This window comes from Roseovarius aestuarii, assembly GCF_019966515.1.
Classification (GTDB): Bacteria; Pseudomonadota; Alphaproteobacteria; order Rhodobacterales; family Rhodobacteraceae; genus Roseovarius; species Roseovarius aestuarii.
The window spans coordinates 108,999-131,345 of the sequence record NZ_JAIMIB010000015.1; the positions used below are offsets into that span (position 1 = coordinate 108,999).

24 protein-coding genes and 1 tRNA gene are annotated in these 22,347 nt (G+C 54.2%); 12 read left to right on the forward strand and 13 right to left on the reverse strand.

Annotated elements, in window-relative coordinates:
* Positions 1 to 36: 36 nt before the first annotated feature.
* Entirely contained in the window at positions 37 to 2,973 is a 2,937-nt protein-coding gene (locus tag LC334_RS16830) for a WD40 repeat domain-containing protein (RefSeq protein WP_085799767.1), read from the reverse strand.
* A gap of 514 nt (positions 2,974 to 3,487) precedes the next feature.
* On the opposite strand from LC334_RS16830, the gene LC334_RS16835 reads away from it, so the two are divergent.
* The 4 genes from LC334_RS16835 (at position 3,488) to LC334_RS16850 (ending at position 5,527) form a co-directional block, all read left to right on the forward strand.
* On the forward strand, positions 3,488 to 4,018 hold the full coding sequence (locus LC334_RS16835; protein ID WP_085799768.1) for a DUF3768 domain-containing protein: 531 nt from the start codon (positions 3,488 to 3,490) through the stop codon (positions 4,016 to 4,018).
* A 2-nt stretch (positions 4,019 to 4,020) separates the two neighbouring features.
* Positions 4,021 to 4,308, forward strand: a complete 288-nt coding sequence (locus tag LC334_RS16840; RefSeq protein WP_085799769.1) for a hypothetical protein — start codon at positions 4,021 to 4,023, stop codon at positions 4,306 to 4,308.
* 399 nt (positions 4,309 to 4,707) lie between these two features.
* On the forward strand, positions 4,708 to 5,055 hold the full coding sequence (locus LC334_RS16845) for a helix-turn-helix transcriptional regulator (RefSeq protein ID WP_176237654.1): 348 nt from the start codon (positions 4,708 to 4,710) through the stop codon (positions 5,053 to 5,055).
* Positions 5,042 to 5,527 (forward strand): hypothetical protein, encoded by a 486-nt coding sequence (locus LC334_RS16850; protein WP_085799771.1) that lies wholly within the window; start codon positions 5,042 to 5,044, stop codon positions 5,525 to 5,527. The genes LC334_RS16845 and LC334_RS16850 overlap by 14 nt, the downstream gene beginning before the upstream one ends.
* A gap of 92 nt (positions 5,528 to 5,619) precedes the next feature.
* On the opposite strand, the gene LC334_RS16855 is transcribed toward LC334_RS16850, so the two are convergent.
* A complete protein-coding gene (locus LC334_RS16855; RefSeq protein ID WP_139836339.1) occupies positions 5,620 to 5,880 on the reverse strand; it encodes a hypothetical protein in 261 nt (86 codons plus the stop codon).
* Between the two features lie 119 nt (positions 5,881 to 5,999).
* Here LC334_RS16855 and LC334_RS16860 point away from each other — a divergent pair, with 119 nt between their 5' ends.
* Positions 6,000 to 6,185, forward strand: coding sequence for a hypothetical protein (locus LC334_RS16860; protein ID WP_085799773.1), 186 nt, complete (start codon positions 6,000 to 6,002; stop codon positions 6,183 to 6,185).
* Positions 6,186 to 6,393: 208 nt separating this feature from the next.
* Here LC334_RS16860 and LC334_RS16865 read toward each other — a convergent pair whose 3' ends face one another.
* Positions 6,394 to 7,356 (reverse strand): replication-relaxation family protein, encoded by a 963-nt coding sequence (locus tag LC334_RS16865; protein ID WP_223413043.1) that lies wholly within the window; start codon positions 7,354 to 7,356, stop codon positions 6,394 to 6,396.
* A gap of 91 nt (positions 7,357 to 7,447) precedes the next feature.
* Here LC334_RS16865 and LC334_RS16870 point away from each other — a divergent pair, with 91 nt between their 5' ends.
* Positions 7,448 to 9,340, forward strand: a complete 1,893-nt coding sequence (locus LC334_RS16870) for a type IV secretory system conjugative DNA transfer family protein (protein ID WP_176237655.1) — start codon at positions 7,448 to 7,450, stop codon at positions 9,338 to 9,340.
* Here the strand turns inward: LC334_RS16870 and LC334_RS16875 are convergent.
* From LC334_RS16875 to LC334_RS16900, 6 genes are all read right to left on the reverse strand, one after another.
* Positions 9,324 to 9,893, reverse strand: coding sequence for a hypothetical protein (locus tag LC334_RS16875; protein ID WP_139836342.1), 570 nt, complete (start codon positions 9,891 to 9,893; stop codon positions 9,324 to 9,326). The genes LC334_RS16870 and LC334_RS16875 overlap by 17 nt on opposite strands.
* Complete coding sequence (locus LC334_RS16880) at positions 9,826 to 10,575, reverse strand: hypothetical protein (RefSeq protein WP_085799777.1); 750 nt, start codon at positions 10,573 to 10,575, stop codon at positions 9,826 to 9,828. Before LC334_RS16880 ends, LC334_RS16875 begins: the two co-directional genes overlap by 68 nt.
* Positions 10,576 to 10,980: 405 nt before the next feature.
* Positions 10,981 to 11,208, reverse strand: coding sequence for a helix-turn-helix transcriptional regulator (locus tag LC334_RS16885; protein WP_306372156.1), 228 nt, complete (start codon positions 11,206 to 11,208; stop codon positions 10,981 to 10,983).
* A gap of 44 nt (positions 11,209 to 11,252) precedes the next feature.
* Positions 11,253 to 11,465 (reverse strand): hypothetical protein, encoded by a 213-nt coding sequence (locus LC334_RS16890; RefSeq protein ID WP_085799778.1) that lies wholly within the window; start codon positions 11,463 to 11,465, stop codon positions 11,253 to 11,255.
* 127 nt (positions 11,466 to 11,592) lie between these two features.
* Positions 11,593 to 11,678: transfer RNA gene (locus LC334_RS16895), tRNA-Leu, on the reverse strand.
* A gap of 100 nt (positions 11,679 to 11,778) precedes the next feature.
* On the reverse strand, positions 11,779 to 13,194 hold the full coding sequence (locus LC334_RS16900) for a peptidoglycan-binding domain-containing protein (RefSeq protein ID WP_085799779.1): 1,416 nt from the start codon (positions 13,192 to 13,194) through the stop codon (positions 11,779 to 11,781).
* A gap of 69 nt (positions 13,195 to 13,263) precedes the next feature.
* On the opposite strand from LC334_RS16900, the gene lipB reads away from it, so the two are divergent.
* Entirely contained in the window at positions 13,264 to 13,971 is a 708-nt protein-coding gene (gene lipB, locus LC334_RS16905; protein WP_085799780.1) for a lipoyl(octanoyl) transferase LipB, read from the forward strand.
* A gap of 41 nt (positions 13,972 to 14,012) precedes the next feature.
* On the opposite strand, the gene LC334_RS16910 is transcribed toward lipB, so the two are convergent.
* From LC334_RS16910 to LC334_RS16920, 3 genes are all read right to left on the reverse strand, one after another.
* On the reverse strand, positions 14,013 to 15,302 hold the full coding sequence (locus LC334_RS16910) for a DMP19 family protein (RefSeq protein WP_176237656.1): 1,290 nt from the start codon (positions 15,300 to 15,302) through the stop codon (positions 14,013 to 14,015).
* A 215-nt stretch (positions 15,303 to 15,517) separates the two neighbouring features.
* Positions 15,518 to 16,192: a cupin domain-containing protein gene (locus tag LC334_RS16915; protein WP_085799782.1), complete on the reverse strand. Its 675-nt coding sequence runs from the start codon at positions 16,190 to 16,192 to the stop codon at positions 15,518 to 15,520.
* 23 nt (positions 16,193 to 16,215) lie between these two features.
* A complete protein-coding gene (locus LC334_RS16920; RefSeq protein WP_085799783.1) occupies positions 16,216 to 16,836 on the reverse strand; it encodes a glutathione S-transferase family protein in 621 nt (206 codons plus the stop codon).
* A 96-nt stretch (positions 16,837 to 16,932) separates the two neighbouring features.
* Here LC334_RS16920 and LC334_RS16925 point away from each other — a divergent pair, with 96 nt between their 5' ends.
* A complete protein-coding gene (locus LC334_RS16925) occupies positions 16,933 to 17,475 on the forward strand; it encodes a TetR/AcrR family transcriptional regulator (protein WP_139836343.1) in 543 nt (180 codons plus the stop codon).
* A gap of 123 nt (positions 17,476 to 17,598) precedes the next feature.
* On the opposite strand, the gene LC334_RS16930 is transcribed toward LC334_RS16925, so the two are convergent.
* Positions 17,599 to 18,477, reverse strand: a complete 879-nt coding sequence (locus LC334_RS16930; protein ID WP_085799785.1) for a LysR family transcriptional regulator — start codon at positions 18,475 to 18,477, stop codon at positions 17,599 to 17,601.
* A 97-nt stretch (positions 18,478 to 18,574) separates the two neighbouring features.
* Between LC334_RS16930 and LC334_RS16935 the strand changes: the two genes are divergently transcribed.
* From LC334_RS16935 to LC334_RS16950, 4 genes are all read left to right on the forward strand, one after another.
* Positions 18,575 to 19,882, forward strand: a complete 1,308-nt coding sequence (locus tag LC334_RS16935) for a serine hydroxymethyltransferase (RefSeq protein WP_085799786.1) — start codon at positions 18,575 to 18,577, stop codon at positions 19,880 to 19,882.
* 195 nt (positions 19,883 to 20,077) lie between these two features.
* A complete protein-coding gene (locus LC334_RS16940; protein WP_085799787.1) occupies positions 20,078 to 20,827 on the forward strand; it encodes a substrate-binding periplasmic protein in 750 nt (249 codons plus the stop codon).
* 9 nt (positions 20,828 to 20,836) lie between these two features.
* Positions 20,837 to 22,063 (forward strand): PAS domain-containing protein, encoded by a 1,227-nt coding sequence (locus tag LC334_RS16945; RefSeq protein ID WP_139836344.1) that lies wholly within the window; start codon positions 20,837 to 20,839, stop codon positions 22,061 to 22,063.
* Positions 22,038 to 22,286, forward strand: coding sequence for a transposase (locus LC334_RS16950; protein ID WP_085802655.1), 249 nt, complete (start codon positions 22,038 to 22,040; stop codon positions 22,284 to 22,286). The genes LC334_RS16945 and LC334_RS16950 overlap by 26 nt, the downstream gene beginning before the upstream one ends.
* Positions 22,287 to 22,347 lie beyond the last annotated feature (61 nt).

Sequence of the window (22,347 nt, forward strand, 5' to 3'; positions counted from 1 at the left end):
TACGGCTGATCGCAAACATAAATCCCTAGTCTTCCCTTAATGTAATCTTGCACGAATGCTCGGTGCGCCTGCCAGCTCAAGTAGTTCTTCCATAGTTCCGAAGGTCCGCCATAGGTGCGCATCAAGCCCTTTCCCAATTGTTAGAAATGTTTCGGAACTCGGACTGACAACTACTCTAAAAATTGAATTCAAAGGCTGGTCAAAGACGCCAAGCAAGGTTCCGGAACTGCGATCCCAGATACGTACTATGCCTTCAGTTGATGTGGTGATCAGTTTCGAGTCGTCTGAGCTAAATACGGCGCTAGTAATGGATTTGGAACGAAAGCCTAGCTCCAACTGCAGTCTTCCGTCTGAGGCGTCCCAAACTACGGTTTTTCCATCAGTCGACGCCGAAAGAATAACAGTTCCATCTCTGTTGAATGAACAACCAATAATTTCAGCACCGTGAGAAATACGAAACTGTTCTAGTCCAGTGGCTTCGAACCAAACTAGCAACTTACCTCCGGTTGTGCACGTCAGTAGTCGTTGAGAATTCGCAGCAATGTCTATGCCGACAATCTGATCTTCATGCTTCAATATTTTGAGACTGGACTGTTCTCCATACACGTCGACAATTGCAACGTTGCGGTTTTCGAGCCGGGCAACTAGTCGATCTCCTTTGGCATTGAACTGAATCTCCAAAATCGGCGCCCCCAATTCCCACCGTGAGGTCTCGGCACCTGACTGTGTGTTCCAAAAGATGATTGATCCATCAGTGGAAGCCGTCGCGAGCAACTCGCCGTTGGGAGAGTAGTCTAGATCGCTAACTAAGGAAGTTCCGTGAGTAAGTTCGTACCGTTTAGTCCGTGAACTGAAATCCCAAACTTCCACGATCGAGTCGAAGCTCACGGTGCTAAAACGGCTCCAACTACGGTCAAACGCGAACTTTTTAACCGGTCTCCCGACATTGATCGGCTCAAGTTCAGCGGCACCATTGGTGGAATTCCAGAAACGAACCATTCCATCCCAGGCACCGGTGGCTACTAGCGGCTGGCTGGGATGAAATGCGCCGTCTCTGATTAACCCGTCGTGTCCGACAAGTGACGCTAAGTAAGAAGGATTGGCACGCGAAAACACCTCGAGCCCACCGTCTATCTTGGATACGGCGAAAGTCAATTCGTCTGGATGCACCGCCAATGACCAGGTGGAAGCACTTCTTTGGCTGGCCAAACCAGTGATTAGTCCGGAATTTCGATCCCAAACACGTACTGATCGATCGATGGAGGTTGTAACCACGGCCGCATCTTCAGCAATAAATCTTGCCGAAACCACTCGGTCATTATGCCCAGAATATACCTGCAGCTCTCGGCCGCTTCTTGCATCCCATAGCCGCGCGGTTCCGTCGGATGATGCCGTCAAAAGGAGCTCGCCCTGTGAATCGAAGTTCACGTCGTTAACTATGTCCTGGTGGCCAACGAGCTTGTAAAGTCGTTCCCCGCTGGACATGTCCCAAATGATAGCTGAATTATCGCTCGACGCAGTCGCCAGCAGCTTCCCATCGTCGCTAATTTCTGCGCTCCAAATCTCGTCTATATGTCCCTCAAATTTTTTCACAGCGTTGCGTAATTTTAGAGACCAAAGTGTCGCTGTGTGATCGCGGGAAGTGCTCACTAGAAACTCGTCATTGCCGTGAAATGACAGGGACGTTATGCTTTCATTGTGTCCGAGAAGATTATAGGCTAGCTCACCTGTATCTACGCGCCAGATTTTCACATTGCCGCCCGAATCTGAACTCGCTAGAAGTTCACCGGACGGCGAGTAAACAACATCAGTGACTTGTCTTTGGCCGTGTGGCAACTCGAAAACGATTTCACCTAATTCGACATCCCACACACGAGCAGTACCGTCGAAAGAGGCCGTAGCAAGTTGAAGTCCGCTTGGACTGAAATCGAGAGCTTCTATTTCGGCGCGGTGCCCGGCGAACGTTTGAATTAGGCGGCCGGTGCTTACATCCCAGATTCGGGCAATGCCATCAAAAGAGGCCGACGCGAGTTTTTTTCCGGCGGCGTCAAAGGCTATGTCAGAAATATGCCCCTCGTGTGCTTTCTCCCTGAATATCAATGACAGGCTAGTAACTACTTTATACAATGCAACTTTGGCCTCATCCGACCACGGCCTCAGGTAAGCACTAATCATGTTTGATTGAACTGGTGCAGACCTAAGCGCGAGTTGTAGAGCCCTTTCTGGCGCTCCCCTGTTCAGCTCGCGAATCGATGATTCAGCCAATTCCCTGGACTGTATTTTCGACACCTCACGCGTTTGCTCAATTGCAAAAAAACCGACAAGTGTTGATATTGCTGCTAAAACGCTTACCGCGATCGACAATTGTTTTTGCTTGCGAAAGGCTATTCGGAGTTTGGCTTCGCGGTCTTTCGATTCGGTCAATTCCTGTTCGAGAAATTTCGCTCTACTTTGAGTAACTGCCAGTGCGAGAAGTTTCGACATCCGAGAATGTTCGGCTCTGAGCTGATGACTATTGAAATTGTCCCATTCAGACGCGATCAACACTGTTCTTTGAGCGTTTGGCCATCTCGTTAAGATAGATTCCGGCACACTACGGTCTTGAGCTCCATATGCATCGATTAAGATTGGCGCGATTTCTGGTCGGTTTTCGAGCCACCAGTCGATTTCATGATGCACCCAGTCAGTTTTTCCGTTCTTTCGTTCGTCGATCCGGGCACCGGCCGTACAGATCATTATGAAGGCGCGAGCTCTCTCCAAGTTCAGCTTGTGGACTTTTTTCCAATCACCAGCCGTCGGCTCATGCTTGTCTTGATAGACTTTCAGCGTAAATTGCTTTTTTAGACCAGTCTTGGGGTCGTGTGCTTGAACAGGCTGACCCTCAAGAAGCGCGGCAACTTTGTTCGCGGCTTCCGTACCATCATACTGTCGGTAGCATAAAAAAACTGGCCATAACTCTTGTGATTCAGCCATTAGTATACCTTACTGAAGAATTTGTGATATTCAATTTACCACTGTAAATCCCAGCTGCCAAATGGGGTAACCCGGTACTCAATTATACATTTGACGGAGCTCATTTGGAACCAGACGTTTTTCGGGAACGTGTTTTGGTGGGTCCAACGAAATTCATCATTCAGACAATCAATGTCTGCTTCACACGCAAATGTGACATTCGTGCTGATTGCGGCATCATGAACTTTGGCTCTTCAAGTCTTTTCGCCGCTCGATGCACGAACGCCCGTTGTCGGAGAACGCTGTCATTCGCATCACAATCCGCTAGTTTCACGCGGTCTCGCCCGGACGGGCAATTTCCTCGACACCGCGAGAACCGTTGCCATCAGCCATATCGCCTCATCCGATATGGTGACTGCTATCGCTATCCACAGATCCGCTGCATTATGATCCCGGGTCGTTCTTTCCACGGCATCGCCTGCCGTGGAGCGTGTGGGAAATCCCTCCCGCGCGCTCCATCGGAAGGAGATGTATCATGGGTAATTTGCAAGACGATGTTGAGGGTGATGTGGGCGCGGTTCCGCGCTGTCAGTGCTGTGGATCAGAACGGGTAGCTAGGGATGCCTGGGCCTGCTGGAACCCTGAAAGCGGGTTATGGGAGCTAGAGAATGTGTTCGACGACGCGCATTGCCACAAATGCGAAGGCGAAACAAAACTTGTCTGGGCACGGCAGGAAATCCCACCAAACCAACGCATCCGCGAGCTGAACGACAGGTTCCGTCGGGGTGGTCTTGGCAACGGGTCGGTCATGCTGACCAGCGGCATTCAGGAACGCGGTGGCGTATTTGTAGCGGCCGCTGTCAAGGCGGTTCGGAGTTTCGACAACTTCTCGAACCAAAACGATCCCTGGGGCGAGCACGATTTCGGCGCCGTTGAGGTCGAGGACGAAAAGGTATTCTGGAAGATCGACTATTTTTCGCCCGATCTGACCGCCGGAAGCGAGAACCCGGCCAATGAAGGTGTCACCCACCGGGTGCTCACTATCATGCTTTCGTCGGAGTATTGACCATGGCCAAGGATGACTATGAGCGTTTCAACCTCGTCTGGCAGGATCGCATCATCGAGGTGTCCTATCAGGCCAATTGGCTCAATTCCGGCCACTGGCACCTCGAGCTTCGCTGCGACGATCCGCTGCCGGTAACGGGTACAGGATATCGTTCATGTTTTGTTCCTGCGCACTGCTTAGAAGGCGCTGAAGCAATCGAGGTGTATATCCTCAACTGGCTTGATCACTCTGCAGAAGACCCAGAGTGGCTGAAATTGCTCGAAGAAAACCGCCAACTCTCGCTCTTCTGAGCCCCTATCACCGGGCCCGATACGCTGCCTGCTAGCCAGGCAGCGTTTTTTATGTGCGAATGCCAATTCTTGTAAGAAACGGGGGGGGAATTTCGTCTTCGCGGTGGCAGCTCCGGCAGTCACAGCCGTCTCACCGGGGCTCATCCCAGCGTCAGTCAAGGATGTAGCTCCACCGCCTTTTGTCAGCATTTGCAGGGACGAACGCGCCCGAACGGGATGGGCGTTATGTGCCGGACCCTATGAGGGGTCCGGATCATGCGCACCCGCCCAGGCGTATCCCGCGGCACCGCGAAGACCGATACCCAGTCACCATATCACCGCACACCATACCGTGCCTGCTAGGACAGGCCGCCTTGGCGCTCTAGACTGATGCTCTATCAGTTTAAGCACATGAGACTTATGAGTACACAATTCGCCCACGACCTGCGCACGGCGCGCAGGAAGGCTGGCCTCACCCAGGATGACCTTGCCCATCTTCTGGATACCCATCAATCGGCGGTATCAGATCTGGAAACGGGCAAACAGCGCCCTGGTCTTTATGAGATCATCGAGCTTTCGCTCATCTATGGCCGATCCTTCGAGAGCTTTTTCGAGGAGGTGCTGGCGGAACGGCGCAAGCTTCTGCGGCGGCGGCTGAAGACGCTGCCCGATCTCAAAAAACCTACCGCCGACACATTTAACCGCGCCAGCTCGCTTGAGAGAATGAAAGAGCGGCTGAAACCCCCGCAGGATCATGGCGGCGCTTAGGGTCCTGTCGATTGCAGTTGCATCGGGCCGCGCCGGTTATGTCTTCATGCAGGGCACGCAACTGCTGGATTGGGGCATCACCGTCAAGGGGGTAAAGACCGGCAATGATCTCGTCGGGTTCGTGCAGAAACTCGTCAACGATCTGAAACCCGATGTGGTCGTCACCGAAAAATGTGACGACCGATGCCGGAAAGGCGGTCATTCCCGGGAGCTAATAGCCAGCATCGCGGAACTTGCCAGCCACAATGAGGTGCTGGATGTCTCGGTCCCGCGCCCGCGCAATTTCACATCAAAATACGAAGAGGCCACGCATTTGGTGAAGAGATATCCCGATGTCGCGGGATATCTGCCCGAGTGCAAGCGCCGTATTTTCGAGTTTGAACCGCGCGGCATGATCATCTTCGAAGCCGTCGCCCTGGCGGAGGCGGTTATTCTGGGGCCGCCGGATGCTCTGGCAGCGGCGATGGGTTAGACCAGCTGCTTCAGTTCTTTTTAAACCGTCCCGGTTCCGGGGCGGTTTTTTTCCTGCGAGGATCGGAAGCGCGAGCGGTTCACATCAGACCCTCACCGCCACGTGCGATCCGCGATGGCCAATTCGTCTCCGCCGTTGGCGTTGGCGTTAATGGCGGTTGTGGTCATCGACGCGCGCCCGGTCCATAGTTGCAGAAGATTGAGCAGAACACCGTTCATGGTTGCCTCGATGCAGTAGCAGTTTCTGAGACCTTTGGAACAGGCGTAGCCATCACTCATTACCGAAACCGGCTGCGATGCGACAAAGTGAATGTCCGCGCCGGGCGACATCTTGAACTCAGGACAGTGCGTCATTCCATCTTTCGTTTCTGCGAGTAGCATTGGCAAGCAGATATCCTTGACAGCTTCCAAGATATGTCGTGTAACCATCTGATTTCTTGTAAACTTTGTGATTTCATGTACACTGTAGACATATGAACAAGACAAAAACGATCCGCGTGAGCCAGGACACTTACGAGCAGCTCATCGCATACAAAGCGCAGATAGAGATCGAAAATCGGCAAACAGTTTCCTTTGATGAAACCATTGATCTGCTCCTCGGGGAAATTGCTGGTCTTGAATATGAATTGGCCTCAGAGCGCCTGCGACAGTCAAATTAAAGATTTCAGGCTGATCAGACCTGGATTGCCGAGACCTCCGCCATACACGCTCGCTCAATCAAGAATTGACCCATATCTGCTCATATCCAACCTTCCTCTCAGATGGCAGCTTTGGTTGCGGTTGGCAGGAGGCTGCACTGAAATGACCATTTCGATAGAGATAGATGGCGACCATAGTCAATTATCTAGAAACCATTCCGCCTTGCTTTCATTGTCTATCGATGAAAAATGGTGAGTGTCCTGAACGATCATATGCCTCGTTGAATAGCCAAGGCATGAGTTCAGGTGGTCTTCGCGGAAAAACAAAATATGGAACCCAACTAAAAAGTAAAAAGGGTTCCTCGGGAGCATTTTTGACCATGTTGCAGGCATGACGATAGTTGGTGGTAAGGTAGATGTTAAAAAAGCCACCACCAAACGCGAACTCTTTCTTGTACGCGCCACTTTTGATGTATGATTGATACCTTCGCATCTTTTCTCGGATCGAGTTTCCATTCTTTTCCGAATTGATGCTTTCGGTCATCATATCGATTTCTACCGCAAAGAGCTTGACCTTCTTGGCCTCGTTGTACCGAATACCAAAAAGAACATCCGGCGAGAATGTCTCACCAGCCACCTGAAACTTCGGAGCCTGCCCTACCTTCTCTATAGCATTGTTGATGACTGTATCGTGATGGATGAAGGTAAACACGTCTGGCTGCTCCAGGCACTGCAATTCGATGTTCGCCGTAAAGCAAGAGCGCAAGAAATCATGCCACCAAGACGATGACGACGCGGGCGTGCTGAGCCGCAAAAGATCAGCGTCGCGCAAAGCCTCGATTGCATGTTTTGAAGGGCGATGAACACGAAAACTACTGTTTGGCCGAAAAACGTCTTGAAGCTGCTGAAACGGCCAATCGATATACGCGCCGTTATGCCGCGTCTTCGTTTCATGAAAGAAATCCCGATACCGCCTGCTCGTGCATACTGTCTTCGGGCTTTTTGAATAGCCCATAAGGTATCGATACTTGTGGATGTATGGTGTCGGCAGATCACCATGCCGGTGTTGCCAGGAAAGCGTCTTTAGGTCACGATCGGACAGATGAATGTAAACACCCTTCGGAGATCGAACAAAATTAATCCGTCTTCCCAGGCTGTCAGTTCGCGCGATCTGATTTGGCGGCTTCCTCATAGGGCACTGAATATAAAACAGAATTTCGGCTGTAAACGTGCGGTATGTGCTCGTATGAGTGCCCATGTCATGCCATGGGGAGGTATGAATAGTGCCAAAAAAATTTGATCCCACACCGTACCGAAGCAAAGTGGGCAAAATATCTAACCGGTTCGACCCGACACCATATCGAAGCAAAGTTTCTCGGTTCAAAGAGGCGGACCCAAACATTCCGTATGTGCAAAACGCTTTGCGCGCACTACAGCTTCCGACAGAATTTTCTGACGACGCTGTATACCATCACTTGGGAGACATTGATCTAAGCACATCAGAGGAAGTTATCGGCGCGATGGTCTACACATATTGCGCAACAGAAAATCGAAGAGTTTTCGACTATGCGGAATATCTAGACGCATTTAGACGCCGATCACAGATCCAAAACCAGATAGATTCTTATCATAAGCACGAACAAACAGAAGAAATTCGATACGCCGAGTATCAAGCGCGTCTAAGCGATTGGGAAATGAAGGATGCTGAGAAACGTGGATCACCTCCGCACTACTTTGAACGCCCGGGACCATCGATGCCGAACAAACTCGAAACCAGCTTTGTTTCCCTATTTCGCCTCTCCAGACATTCGCCCGATCTACGCGGCTATCTCGAATATCTTCAGGATGAAGCACCTGAGCTTTGGCGGCGTGTTCACACGCCGCTTCCGCTGCACATCGAAGAAAACCCAGATCGACCACACGGATATGTCCTTGGTACGCCAGGGTCAGGCAAATCTGAGCTTCTTAAGCTTCTTGTCCACACATACGTCACAAACCCAAAATACGGTGCCGTCGTTATAATTGATCCCACAAGCGACTTCGCCGGCCAAATTGCTAAGTGGAAGGAATTCAACACATCCGATCGTTTGATCTATGTGCGTCCAACCCTCAAACGCGGCGCATGGCCGTGCATCAATCCATTTCAAATTCACGGTATCCCCGCTCAAGATTACTCCGAAGAAGCGCTCAACACGAAGAGGGTTGTCGCCCAGGAGCTTGTGGAAGCGCTCGGAAGAATTGTTACCGAAAGTGGTGGCATCCTGACGGCTCCGATGCGAACAATCCTAACCAACTGCGTTCTGGTCCTTCTGGACAAAGATGGGGCTTCGCTCAAAGACCTTTCCGATTTTTTGAAGTCCACCCGCAACAATGATCTCATCGCGTTCGCGCGCACTCTGACGCATCACGAGTACATCGCTGACTATTTCACAACAAGCGAGGGCGGGTTCAATGCGAAAGGTAACGCCGTCACCAGAGATGCAATCGGACGGCGGCTTGATGACCTTTTGAGCGTGGGCGTGTTTCGAAACGTGACCTGTGGCAGAAGCACGATTGATCTACATGCAGCGGTAGAACAGAAAAAAGTATTGGTATTTGACCTTGGCAAAGGTGCTATTGGAAAGCGCGAGGGAGCAGCGCTGGGGCGCTTGGTGATAGCGCAACTCATTAGCATTGCATTCAGAAGAGAAACCCTCCCCCGCGACAAACGCATTCCGTGCTCCGTCGTTATTGACGAGTGCCACAACTTCGTGTCGGAAACGATGGAAGACATTCTTACCGAAGCCCGCAAGTACCGACTGTACCTGACAATGGCGCAGCAAATTGCCGGGCAAAGGATGCCAACACACATGAAAGATGTTGTTTTGGAGACAACCAACCTTCAAGTCGTAGGCGGCACTTCATTTTCCGGTGCTAAGCGCAACGCGGACATTGTGGGCGTTGACGCAGAAGACGTGCGAAGACTTTCCGTTGGCGAATTCTTTATTCGCTCACATCGCTCCGGCGCGGCCGTTAAGTTCAGGACACGGCAAGATCTGCTCGATTGGAATAACAGTGTAACGGCTCCAACGTGGAAACGGATGCTTGAGCACCAGATTTCCTCGTACTACGCAACTACGAGCGAGGAAAAAGATGAGACCTACGAAGGTGAAGACTGGTCTATAGAGACTGATTGATGATCTCTTCCATGATGGCACGTGCTTTGTCTTCGTCTTCAGGGCCCAGATTTTGCTCTCGAATAGTCTTTTCTAAAATCACGCGGTAGCGGTCTGGTTTGATTTTCGCCAGTAACGCATCCACTAGCTCACGCTCATCGTCGCTCATGTCATAGCCCTCCTGGTCTTGTTCTGACGCCTTCCGCGCAAACCGTAACTCTGCCTCTCGCTCCATCTTGGCGAGCTTCGCCTCGTGCTTCATCTGCCGAAGTTGCTCTTCTGCGGAGAGTAGCGCGATATCTCTATGGAGTTTATCTGTTTTGTGTATTTTATGCGCATCCTTGAGTTCCTCAGTGACCCGCGACGCCTCCAGTATCGCGCGGTCTCGCTGTGCAAATGCGCTGTGTGTATTCGCCTGTTCTAAAATGACGCTGTTATACGCTGCTACGGCGCGTTGTACGGTGGTGAACCGCAACGCTGTGACAAATGCTGAAACAATATCTGTTTCAGCTTTGATGGTCTCGCTTGGCGCGCTCGTACTGATGTGCGGCTCGGGCTGCTTTTGTTTGCTCACGTATCTTATCTTCCTGTGCCTTTAACACCTTTGCAATCTCAGAAAATTTCTTCGTCTTCACCTTGTAGATGAATGTGTGCCAGAGCCTCGACAGCATTGGCAATTGATATAGAAGGTCCACGATTTCTTGGTCAGATGTTAATTCGCTCTCCATCGCTTCCGCAAGGCGGCGTTCAATTTCGTCATTTGGCATGCGGTTCTTCGCATGGTGTTGCATGATCTGCTGCGACGTGGATTTCGTGCACAACGCGATCACACCAAAAACGCTCATCGGAATAACGCTGACAAATGCAATCCCGATGAGAAATGGGACGAAGAGAACCAAGATAAATCCGACAAAAATCGAGGGTAGCCAAATCGCAATTCCGTACAGAGCAGCACCAAGTGAAAAATCCATACTCATTGGTGTTGGGAACGAAGTAATAATACCCAAGACGATCATGCACGCGGCGGTGAAGATCGCAAAGCCTACGGAAACGATTGGAGGCTCTCCAAACATTTCAGTGATAATGTCTGCAGGTGCAAATGCAGCGAAAAATGCAAATACTAATAAGAAAAATGAAAAAGAAAATGCGGCTCCAATCAATCCATCAATTGATATGTAGCCACCCGAGGAAAGGGCATCATACCAGAGATAAAACCCCAACAATACACCGACAAATAACCGGATCGCGATGAACAATTCCTAGTACCCCCAATTTGGCGAACACATTCACGCATAATAATTTTGTCTTTTCATTATCGTACCGACAGTGCGTTTTAAGAAGCAGGAATTTTTTCTTTGCATACGGGGTCTAAGATATAGCGATTTTCTATCTTTGTCGGGGCAGCCTTGTTAAATCGGTAGCACCCGCCATCAATAAGAAATAATGCACATTTTCGTAACTTGTGTGTGTCTTCCATAGGTGCATACTAAGACGCACAAGCGTATGCACACGCTCAAGCATCACGTTTGTCGACCTTCGAACCAATCTGCCAAAGAGTTCGAAGGCCATGTCGCAATTACATCGATTTGCTTAAATCTTTAGTTGCACGCTGCCGCTTTGAATGGGTGACCGAGCTGTGCACGCTCGATCACCCTTGCTCCTTAGTCAGGAGTGTCGGGTAGGATTGTTCGACAGTCCAGCCTCGTTTGAAGCCAATCCAGTATTTCATCTTCAACCCATCCCACCCTGTTCGGGCCAAGCTGTACCCGCTTAGGGAATTGGCCTGCCTTTTCCAGGCGTGCAATGTGTTGCGGCGAATACAAGACCAACTCCTTCAGCTGGCGTTTTGAAAGTATCCTCATCACGATGTCTCCATGATTGAAGAGCATCGCGATGCCCCAGGGTTGACAAAAGCCCAGGCGAATAGAAGGTATCAGCTCTCGGCCAATTTGGCGATGTATTCATCTGAGGTTTTCATCACGCTGTGCGACATCTCATAGTAACAAGACCGGCTGTACGGAAAGGCAAAACTAGTGAATACACCTGAAATACGATTGGCGGCTTTTTTCTGGTGTTTCTGGATTGTTCTGCCAGCAAGAGCAAGGTAAAATGGCCAATCGAGTACAATGTGGATGCGCGGCAGCATGACCAAACTCTACACTTTCCGCACCATTGCTTCACAAAGCTTCTCATGTCTCAGGGTGGTCTAAAAGGTGGTCCGAAAATCGGATAATCTGGTAAATTATTGCTTTATATAAGTAATCTTTGAAAATTGGTGCGGTCGAGAAGACTCGAACTTCCACGGGTGTTACCCCACAGCGACCTCAACGCTGCGCGTCTACCATTCCGCCACGACCGCACGTCTAGGCTGGTGCGCGTGGCTATACCAACGCACCAGCCTGTTGTGAAGTGCTTTTCGATAGTTTTTGTGGGGGCCACCAAATGGCCCCCACCCCGGGTTATTCAGCGATGTTGAAGGTCGGCAGGCTTGCCGCGGGTTGGACCGAGCCTCCACCAGTCAGATCGCCTGCTTTGCCATTTATATTGTTCGCCTGAAATACAGCGTTGCGGATCAGACCCGTACGATCGGGATTAGCAGGCACGAACACCGGTTGGCCGCTACGCTCTACCGCATCCAGACCGGTTTCATACCAAGCCTGGGCCAGATCCGGCCGGCGCGCGGTGCCAAACCCTTCGTTCAGGTGATGACCAAGCAATTCGGCATAGCCGGTTTCACCCAATGCCGTCAGCAGCAGGCCCGAGCCCACCGCCACGTTCATGTCATCGGTACGATATCCGACCGACAGGCAGATCCGGGCCGTCCCCGCCAACTGCGCCGGCGACATGCCGCTTTGCAGGATGAAGCTGCTGACATCGGCAATGACGCCTTCCTGCGGCTTGAGGGACAACGCCGACACGTAGGGTTGCATCGCCGGGCCGAAAGCGGCGCATTGCTGCTCCAGCGAGGCCATGTTCAGCCCCTCCACGCGGCTGGCAAGCTCTTCACCGACCGTGATCGAGTAGGTGCGGGCCACGCAGAATTGCTCGCTCAGCGTGAAGGCCGGGTCGGTCATGGTGGCCTGGGTCACGAAACCACCATTACTGTTGGTCACCAGACTGACGCGGCTGCAATGCGACGCCAGGGACGGGCCTGTGGTCGCTTCCCCCATCAGATTGGGCAAGGCCGCCAAGGTGGTGGCTTCAGGCTCTGCCACCGGTTCGGTCACCGCTGGCTGCGACACCTCGGGCTGAGGTGTTGGTGTTGGTGCCGGAATCAGAGCCAGCGTCGTCCCTGCGGCAGGAGCCGTTGCTGCGGCGCCATAGCCGCTGCCACCGTAGCCACCGCCAGCCGTTGCCGATGTGATACCGGCAGCCGCATCACGATAGGCGTGCAGCAGTCCTCGCGTGCCACCCCGCTGAGCAATCAATTGTGACGTCTCCACACCGCTGGACTGGGCGCGGTGAAATGAGCTGATCAGAAACTGGCGCTCATACGAATTCATATAGCCGGTGATCGGATAGCTCATATGCGCCTGGTACTGCGAAACAGCATTACGCGTATTACGGCCACTCACCCCATCCGGCACGCCCGCCGGGAAGCCAAAATAGTTCAGTGCGACCTGATCTTCGTACACCTGGGCACGGGCCGGGCTGTAGCTACGTGTGGATTTGCGCGGAGCGTTCTTGTAGATTACTCTCGGCTGCGCCCTTTGGCGTTCACGATGTTTGGCGGATTCGTTGACGATGATGCCGCTGACAGCCCCGCCGACCAACCCGCCAACAATCCCGTCGCCGATATCCGCCGCGACTTTCGTCGCCGGGGTCAGCGCCATTGACGTCGCCAGACATGTGATTGCTATACGCTTTGAAAACATCTCGATACTCCTTTAAATAGCCGTCGCGTAATCAGGCAGAGCCTATCACAGTTTCCCGGAGGCAGAAGAATGAATCCCGACCTGCTGCTGCCTGAGGCTGCGAAAACCCTCGAAAATAACGTGCAATGGCATGTCTCGGATGGGCTTGTGCCCTATGAGGCCGCCGTGACCACGATGGAAAAGCGCGTTGCCCGAATCGCCGCGGGCCAGGCGCCCGAGACGATCTGGCTGCTGGAACATCCCCCTCTTTATACGGCAGGTACGAGCGCGAAACCGCAGGATCTGACCGATCCGGACCGGTTTCCCGTGCATGTCTCTCAGCGCGGCGGGCAATATACCTATCACGGCCCCGGGCAACGAGTGGTCTACGTCATGCTCGACGTAAGCAAGCGCGGCCGCGATGTGCGTCGTTTTGTGCAACAACTCGAGGAATGGGTGATCGCGACGCTTGATCAGTTCAATGTCAAGGGCGAGATCCGCGCCGGTCGCGTCGGCGTCTGGGTGTCCCGTGATGACAAACCGCTAAGCGCAACCGGGCAGCAGCCTGAAGACAAGATCGCGGCAATCGGTATCCGCCTGCGCAAATGGATCAGCTTCCACGGTATTTCGATCAATGTCGAACCCGAGTTGGACCATTTCAGCGGCATCATCCCCTGCGGGATCACCGAGCATGGCGTGACCAGCCTGGTCGATCTAGGGTTGCAGGTCACGATGGGTGATGTGGATGTGGCCCTGCGTCGCGTGTTTACCACCGCCTTCAGCGAAAAGGGGCAATAATAGCGCAGGACGGCCGGTCAGGGTGGCAGGCGAAGTGACGCTCAGGCCAACAGGTTCTCCAGTGCGTATTCCTCAGCGTGTGCATCGATTTGCGCGCGTGTCACTTCGACCATTGTGTTATGATCAGGTTCACTCAGCAAGCTGGCACCGCTTTCACCCACAATCGCCGTCATGATCAGTGAAGCGTCATCAAGCACGAGTGACAGGGTCATCCCTTCTTCACCATTGCCGCCCATCCCGGCGCTACGGATCGTCACGTGATCCACGCGTGGCGGTTGCAGCAGATGCGACAGCAGCAGATCAATTGCGGCGGCGGCGTGGGTCCGGGTGGCTATCTCGGACGCGGCTTCGGCGTCGGCGAAACTGGCCCGGCTCAGTTCCTCTCCTATCTCGGGCGCCAACACGTCAGACACTTGCCCGGTTGTTGCGTCAAGCGGGTCGGGTTGCTTGTTCGCATCATCCTGCTTGATACCGTCGTGGATGATCACTTCGTCATCGGTAAGCACCGCAACGCGTTTCCCTTCTGCCGTGAACAGGCTGAAGCACATCAGTTGCTTGCCTGCCACGTCTCGATACGCGCCATCGCCCACACGGGTAATCGGCGCCAGGGGTGTTGCCACCCCGGCAGCCAGGCCGATGGCTGCGATCATTTTTCCAGTAAGTTGCACCTGAAGATCCGCGATACGCAGGATCTGACCCCGCACGGCCCGGTACGGATTGGCATCACAAAGGCGCTCGCACGCATTCCCCACTTGCTCGTCCGGCAGGACCAGCAGGTTGGGCGAAGAACTGATCCATTCGGCCATCATATCCCGGAGCGACCCTTTGCGTTCGAGCCCGTAAAGCGTTTCGTCGAACTTCTCCAGTTGCGGTGCCCTGCCCCCGTCGAAACCCGTCTGCATCGATACGGCATCCGGGTTGGTCTGAACCCATTCGTTGAACAGCCGAAGAAGCTTGCGATAGTCTTCCGCCTCGATATCCCTGAGGCAGTACAGAATGTCCGCGATGGTCAACGGCAGTTTCTGGCCGCAATTGTGGATGAACTGAGAGTGGCCGCCGTTGTTGATCTGCTTTAGGTAATAATCGGTGTGGTAGACCGACATCGCCATGGCGGGAATTTCGCGGCGGTTGAAACGCCCGTTCGAGACCAGCGCGTTCACGTAATCAACGACAGCCATGATCAACTGCTGCGGGTCTGTCTGCCCAGCCTCATATACCGTTTCTCCGACAATCACCGGCAAATCCGTCAGATCAATATCATCTGCGGGTTGCTCCGGCATGGCACTACGAGCGCCGAAAGATGAGGCAATTCGGGTAAGTGCTTTCAGCATTTGACAGTCCTCATGGCATTTACAGCTCTTCTTCGTCCGTAAATTATGGTTGTCAAATTCGAAATAAATACGGCGAAAATCCATCATTGTCGGGGCTGCGAGAACATTCGCTTATCGCGCCGGATAAGCCTGATCCCTCAAGCGCAGACCGGGCGGCGATGAGCCGCTGACGAGGTCAGGGGCAGGCAAAATCAGACCCGCCCCTGACAATGCGGTCAAACTGCAGGCGGCGTTGGGTCTTCGCGCAGGTGGCCACGTTTGATCCAAACACGCGCGCCATCCGGGCTCACCTGCACCGAAGTTGTACTTTCGCGCGGCAGACGCAGCCAGCTATGTTGTTTGAATGTCTCACCCGCCTCGATGAACCCGCCTTCAAGCACCAGAATTTCAATGCCACCGGGCGCCTCAAGATCAAGCGCGACGCCGGACGCCCAACGCTCCAGCACGACATCCTCGCGCGTATCGTTGAACAGCGGCATCACCTCGACCCCGTCGCGATCCGGCATAAACCGCATCTTGTCGGTGTCGATGCGCACATGGGTACGGTCCGCAAGATCAAACTGCCAAAGCTTCACAAAGATCGTGCAGCCGGGCGCCGAGCCCGGCGTATGCGACGATTCCGGCGGGTTGCGGATATAGCTGCCTGTTGGGAAGTCGCCGTGCTCATCCTGAAAAACGCCATCAAGCACCAGAAATTCTTCGCCGCCGGTATGCACATGGCTGGAAAACTTGCTGCCCGGCGCATAGCGCACGATAGTCGTGGCCCGCGCCACTTCCTCTCCGATCCGGTCCAGCATGCGGCGGTCAACACCAGGCATTGGCGACGCGACCCATGGCTCATCTGCGCTGTGAACTGCTGCGCGTTTTGAAAAATCATCGTGTAGGCCCATACCGGGTCTCCTTTTTTTCGCGATCATGCCGCAATCGAAGGCCGGGCCGAGACACGCATGTGCCAGTCCTTCAGGTTCGCACAGTCCTGCGGCACGGTGATGTCGGCGAAACCCGCAAAGATCAGTCCGGCGAAGGCGGTAATGTCGGCCACTGAAAACTCATTTCCTGCAAGATAAGGCCGATCTGCCAAAACACCATCCAGATAACGCATACCTTTAAGCGCGTTCTCTTTCTGATGTTCGCCCCATTCGGCGTTCTGGTATCCTTCGACGTCGGCCCCCAAGCCCGGCGTCGCATGGTGGAAGTAGGTCGCCACCGCGTCCAGCAATCCGGCCTCGGCCCGACGCTGCATCATGTGGATCACCGCGCGTTCTTTCGGTGACTTACCTGTCAGGGTTGGCGCCCCGTCAATCTGGTCGAGATATTCGGTGATCGCCGTACATTCCGCGATGCAGGTGCCGTCCTCAAGCTCCAGCATCGGCACCGCCGCCGACGGGTTCTTGGCGCGAAACGCGTCCGAAAGGTGCTCGCCCTCTGGAACGTTGACCGAGACAAACTCCACCTGATCGATCAGCCCCTTCTCGGCCAAAGCGATACGGACGCGCGCCGGGTTGGGGAAACCGGGGAATTCATAGACTTTCATTTCGACTCTCCTCTACCTAGTGATAGGTAGGTGTATGCACTTGCGCTTGGATTTCCTCAAGCCTATCTACTGGTAGGTATCAAAAATGTGAGAACCATGCCCGATACGCGTACTCAAATCCTCGATCTGGCCGAACGCGCCATCCGCCTGCGCGGCTATCACGCTGTCAGCTTTCGCGAGTTTGCCGATGAACTGGGGATAAAGTCAGCCAGCATCCATTATCACTTCCGCCACAAAGAAGATCTGGGACTGGCCGTGGTCGATCGCTATGCCGAGCGGATTCAGTCGCAGGTGGGCGCCCCGGACGCCCGGGACTGGCCCGCCTCGCTGGCACGGTTCTGTCAGGTCTATCAGGACGCGCTACGCAAGAATGAACTGCAATGCCTGTGCGGCATGCTGGCGGCAGAAAGCGCGGGCCTGCCCCAGGCGGTCGCGGATCGCGTCAGCGCGTTTTTTCAGGCCAACTTAGCCTGGCTGACCGCCGCCATGTCCGACGACATGGCTGACAAACCCGATACTGCCCTGCGAATCCAATGCACCCTTCAGGGCGCAATGACCGTCGCCGTCAGCCTGAAAGACGCAACCGTTCTGGATCAGGTGGCAGAACGCATCTGTGCAGATTACGCAAATCCGCACTAGCCCTTCGCCCCGCAGGACGGATAAGCGCCACATCCAACGCCCCCTACTCCCAGCTCACTCACCCGGAAACGGTCGCCGCATAAGACACCCGGTCACGTCGCGTCAGGCTAGTCGCTTTCCTGTTCAGTTGCGCAACAGATCGACGATATCACCAATCGCCGCCCGGCGACGTGTTCGATGCGGAAGCTGCAACACCAGTGAACGGCCCGTCGAAAACGTCTTGTCGAAAACCGGCATAAGTGTACCTGCCGCGAGCGCCTCTTTGATCAGACACATATGACCCATCAGCAAACCGGCTCCGGACTTAGCCTCTTCCACCGCCAGACTATAAAGCGAATAGCGCGGACCATCATGCGGGTCGGCAAGGGCGACGCCCGCCATCGCTGACCAATGCGCCCAGTCGTCACGCCAGCTCTGGTCATGCAAAAGAGGGGTCGAAGTCAGAATCTCCATCATACCCCGCTGTTCTGCCAGCCGGGGCGAACAAACAGGCATGATTTTATCGTCAGCCACGATCACCTTGTCGTCACCGCCTTCGTGATCCGCAAAGAAAACCGAAACATCAAAAAGCTCTCGCGACAGACTTGGCGGCGTTTCCAGCGCCGTCACCGAGAAGTTCAGATGCGGGAATGCCTCTCGGATTTTCCCCAGCCGCGCGGGCAGCCAGAGTTGCGCAATCGACGGCAAAGCCGCGATATGGATATTCGCATCAGGGCTCAGATTTCGCAGTGCATGCGTGGCGTTGGCCAGCGCATCAAAGGCGTCAGTAAACCCCTGAACAAGGCTGCGTCCCGCCGAGGTGAGTTCCACACCCTGAGGGTTTCTGCGAAACAGCTCTACGCTCGCCCAGCTTTCCAGCGTCTTGACATGTTGCGAAACGGCCCCCGGCGTCACGTTCAGTTCCTCAGCCGCCACCGCGATACTGCCGTTGCGTGCGGCGGCCTCAAAGGCGCGCATGGCATTCAGGGGCGGCCCCTTCGGGCGCATTGGGGCGACACTCATTCGCTTAGCCTTAGTTTTTCTACGCCAAGAAATAGCAAATCTGATTTGCGCTGTCACGCGCCGGCCGTCAGACTGAGCGAAAACGTGGAGAAGACGAATGACGATTGCCTCAAGAGACTGGGTTCCCGGCGCAAGCGAAGCGCTGGTTCAGGACATTGCCGCCAAGACATCCGCCGCCTCGTCAAAGGATTTGCGTCAGCGCCTCCAGAACCTGGCCGAGCGAAACCGCGAGATTCACGAGAAAGAGTGTTTCAACCTCAACCCCGCCACCAATGTGATGAACCCGAAGGCCGAAGCCTTGCTGGCATCCGGTATCGGGTCGCGTCCGTCGCTGGGATATCCGGGCGACAAATACGAAATGGGGCTTGAGGCGATCGAAGAGATTGAAGTTATCGCCGCCCAGCTCTGCGCCGAGATCTTTGACGCAAACTATGCGGAAGTCCGGGTGCCCTCAGGCGCGATTGCCAACCTTTACGGTTTCATGGCCACCTGCAAACCCGGCGACACGATCATTGCGCCGCCCGCGTCCATTGGCGGACATGTCACCCATCACATGGCCGGGTGCGCGGGCCTTTACGGGTTGCGGACAATCGACGCGCCCGTCTTTGCCGATGGCTATACGGTCGATCCTGATCAGTTGCGCGCGCTTGCCCTGAAAGAGCGGCCCAAGTTGATCACCATCGGTGGCAGCCTCAACCTTTTCGAACACCCCGTCGCCGAAATACGTGGCATCGCCAACGAGATCGGTGCCAAGGTGATGTTCGATGCCGCGCATCAATGCGGGATCATCGCCGGTAAGGCCTGGTCCAACCCTTTGGCGGAGGGCGCAGATTTCATGACTATGAGCACCTATAAAAGCCTCGGAGGTCCTGCGGGCGGGTTGATCGTGACCAATGATGCCGAGATGGCAAAGGCGCTAGATGACATCGCCTTTCCCGGCATGACGGCAAATTTCGATGCTGCTAAATCAGCGGCTCTGGCAGTGACGATGCTGGATTGGAGGGATTTTGGCACCAGTTACGCAGCGGAGATGATTGCAATGTCACGGGCGCTTGCGGAAGCGCTGGATGCAAAAGGCATGCCCGTGTTTCCGGGCGGCGAGGGCTTCACCAACTCGCACCAGTTTGCCGTTCAGGCCAAAGCATACGGCGGCGGACAGGCGGCATCCAAGCTTTTGCGTCAAGGCGGGTTTCTGGCCTGCGGGATCGGCCTGCCCGCCGCGGAGGTGGCCGGGGATATGAACGGACTGCGCTTTGGCACGCCGGAACTGGTACGATGGGGCATGACCGCAAGCGATGCCGAACCGCTTGCATCTCTTATTGTGCGCGGTCTGGCCGGTGAACAGATCCTCGCGGAAGTCTCAGACTGGCGGCGCAGCTTTGCGACCTTGCATTTCATGCATTAGCGCAAAAGTGGTGCGTGATATCACCGGGCGGGCATTGCGCGCACGATCGTAACAATAACGCGTTGGCCATCCGCGCGATGCTCGCTATAGTAGAGTCGCGGGGTGAACAGTCATACACATTGTCGAATTTCTTCTCCGTTTGGCAGCGCTGACCTTGGACATGGGTTTGCGCACATAAAGAAGGGGGGAAATCTGATGTCACCCGCAATCAAATGGGTTCTCAATATTGTCGCCTTTCTGGCCTTCTCAGCCAGCCCGGCAGCCGCATCAGAACCGCTTACATTGGTGGCTGATGAATGGCCGCCATTTTCCGGAAGTGAGTTGCCTGGCCAGGGGCTTTCCATGGATGTAACACGCGCGGTTCTGGAGCGGGCGGGATACGATGTGAAGACCGCAATCCTGCCCTGGGCACGGGTTATGAACGGTGCGCGAACCGGAGAATACGACATCATAACAAGTCTGCCGCCCAGCGATGATCTGGAAGAATTGTTGAACTACTCTGAGCCCTTCTACTCGACAGAAGTTAAATTTATTCAGCAAAAAGGCGGAGATATAGCCTTTCGGGGAATTGAGTCTCTACGGCCGTACAGCATTGCCGTTGCTGCCGGGTTTGTTTATTCGACGGAATTCGACAACGCAGACTTTCTCAATAAATTCGAAGTCACCACGACATTGCAGGGGATCCGGATGGTCGCAGCTGCCCATATTGATTTGACATTGGACAGCGTCGACGTTCTCAGGCATTCCATCCTCCGCGAAGATCCCAGCCTTGGCGATAGGATAGCATTTCTGGAGCCAGCCCTTACCACGCAAAGCATCCACATGGGCGTGTCCACATTCCGCAGCGATCATGCCACCATCGTTTCGGATTTCAATCGAGTGCTGCGTGACATGCAGGCAGATGGTTCATTTGCCGAACTGCTTGACAAGCATAACGTGAACTAGGTGGGCACCATGATAGGGAACTTGAAGAATCCGCTCGCTTATAAGTTGCTGGTCGGGGTGCTTATTTGCAGCACGCTCCTTTCCGCTGCCGCAACCACAGTGCAGCTCTATGTAGCCTTCCAGAGGCAAGATGCTTTTCTTCGTGAGATTCCCGGCGAAATCGAGAGCGGTTTCGGTCAAAGCCTCAGCATCGCCCTTTGGTCATTTGACGAAACGCAGATCAACAAACTCATGGATGGTATCCAGGCCCGGTCAGACATTTCTTATCTGAGGCTGTCCAACGATACGGGCCGTGTCTGGGTCCGTGGTCCAAGCGACCCGCATGAAAAACTGCAAAGCGATACGATCAATTTCTTGCATCCCGACCCCCTGAAAGGAGAGAAGACCGTCGGCACGCTTGAGCTGGGGTTGAGCCGTGCTCATATTTGGTCTGGCCTCTACGCGCAGGTTCTGGTGGTGTTCCTGTCCAATGTTGTAAAGACCGGATTGGCATCGATCGCCATTCTACTGATTTTCCGTCAATTGGTCAGCCGCCATTTGCAGACAATTTCGTCTTTCGTTTCTAATCCGAATTGGCTGAACCATGCCTCGGAGCTGTCGCTGGAACGGTCGTCGAACCATACGCCGGATGATCTGGATGCCATCACCACAGCGCTGATTTCTACTCGTCGCGAACTTGATGATGTCAATCAGGACCTCAGGTCAGCGAGCGAACAGCTAAGGGCAGTATTGGACGCCACGGCAAACGGGATTATTGGCCTTGATCGCGACGGGCGCGTTGCCGTCATTAACCCGGCTGCGCGGCACATGCTGGGTGGAAAGTCAGAAGAAACACCGTTTGAATGGCCGCAGGCAATCAAGTTTCTCGACATCACCGACTTGAACCCCCTTGATGCCTCGTCCGATCCCGTCAATCGGGCGCTGGCCGGACAGGCATTGATCAATGAAACCCATTTGATGACACGCGAAGGCGAGGACCAGAACCGGTATGTTCGTGTCTCAAGTGCCAAGGTGGATGATCCGTCCACCGATCTGAGATGCGTCGTGGCGCTGGATGATGTTTCGCTGCTTGAAAAAAACCGGCAGCAGGCTGAACGCAAAAGCAGACTGGATGCATTGGGTCAGCTTACAGGTGGCATTGCCCATGATTTCAACTGTCTTAGCCCCTTAGAACTGTGCCACTATTTGTGTGTCACAGGAGGGATGGGAGATGGCTCGGAAGCGGTATTCGGATGAGGACGCGCTGAGGCTGTTGCGCGAGATAGACGTGCATCTGCATGATGGATTGGATGTCGTGAGTGCGTGCCGCAAGGCGGGGATATCGGACAAAACCTATTACTACTGGCGCAAGAAGTTTGGCGGCATGGGGCGACCTCAGCTTGTAGAGATGAGAGCGCTGCAACGAGCCTTGTTGCGCCATTGGTCCGAGCGACAATGGCGAGTGAGAATGATCGGCTGAAGAAGATTGTCGCTGACTTGCAACTCGACAAGGTGATCCTGAAGGAGAGCCTGGATCATTT

Coding starts and splice junctions, on each gene's coding strand:
- LC334_RS16830 (WP_085799767.1), bottom strand. CDS start 2,973: ATGGCTGAATCACAAGAGTTATGGCCAGTTTTTTTATGCTACCGACAG.
- LC334_RS16835 (WP_085799768.1), top strand. CDS start 3,488: ATGGGTAATTTGCAAGACGATGTTGAGGGTGATGTGGGCGCGGTTCCG.
- LC334_RS16840 (WP_085799769.1), top strand. CDS start 4,021: ATGGCCAAGGATGACTATGAGCGTTTCAACCTCGTCTGGCAGGATCGC.
- LC334_RS16845 (WP_176237654.1), top strand. CDS start 4,708: ATGAGTACACAATTCGCCCACGACCTGCGCACGGCGCGCAGGAAGGCT.
- LC334_RS16850 (WP_085799771.1), top strand. CDS start 5,042: ATGGCGGCGCTTAGGGTCCTGTCGATTGCAGTTGCATCGGGCCGCGCC.
- LC334_RS16855 (WP_139836339.1), bottom strand. CDS start 5,880: ATGACGCACTGTCCTGAGTTCAAGATGTCGCCCGGCGCGGACATTCAC.
- LC334_RS16860 (WP_085799773.1), top strand. CDS start 6,000: ATGAACAAGACAAAAACGATCCGCGTGAGCCAGGACACTTACGAGCAG.
- LC334_RS16865 (WP_223413043.1), bottom strand. CDS start 7,356: ATGAGGAAGCCGCCAAATCAGATCGCGCGAACTGACAGCCTGGGAAGA.
- LC334_RS16885 (WP_306372156.1), bottom strand. CDS start 11,208: ATGCTCTTCAATCATGGAGACATCGTGATGAGGATACTTTCAAAACGC.
- LC334_RS16890 (WP_085799778.1), bottom strand. CDS start 11,465: ATGCTGCCGCGCATCCACATTGTACTCGATTGGCCATTTTACCTTGCT.
- LC334_RS16900 (WP_085799779.1), bottom strand. CDS start 13,194: ATGTTTTCAAAGCGTATAGCAATCACATGTCTGGCGACGTCAATGGCG.
- lipB (WP_085799780.1), top strand. CDS start 13,264: ATGAATCCCGACCTGCTGCTGCCTGAGGCTGCGAAAACCCTCGAAAAT.
- LC334_RS16910 (WP_176237656.1), bottom strand. CDS start 15,302: ATGCTGAAAGCACTTACCCGAATTGCCTCATCTTTCGGCGCTCGTAGT.
- LC334_RS16915 (WP_085799782.1), bottom strand. CDS start 16,192: ATGGGCCTACACGATGATTTTTCAAAACGCGCAGCAGTTCACAGCGCA.
- LC334_RS16920 (WP_085799783.1), bottom strand. CDS start 16,836: ATGAAAGTCTATGAATTCCCCGGTTTCCCCAACCCGGCGCGCGTCCGT.
- LC334_RS16925 (WP_139836343.1), top strand. CDS start 16,933: ATGCCCGATACGCGTACTCAAATCCTCGATCTGGCCGAACGCGCCATC.
- LC334_RS16930 (WP_085799785.1), bottom strand. CDS start 18,477: ATGAGTGTCGCCCCAATGCGCCCGAAGGGGCCGCCCCTGAATGCCATG.
- LC334_RS16935 (WP_085799786.1), top strand. CDS start 18,575: ATGACGATTGCCTCAAGAGACTGGGTTCCCGGCGCAAGCGAAGCGCTG.
- LC334_RS16940 (WP_085799787.1), top strand. CDS start 20,078: ATGTCACCCGCAATCAAATGGGTTCTCAATATTGTCGCCTTTCTGGCC.
- LC334_RS16945 (WP_139836344.1), top strand. CDS start 20,837: ATGATAGGGAACTTGAAGAATCCGCTCGCTTATAAGTTGCTGGTCGGG.
- LC334_RS16950 (WP_085802655.1), top strand. CDS start 22,038: ATGGCTCGGAAGCGGTATTCGGATGAGGACGCGCTGAGGCTGTTGCGC.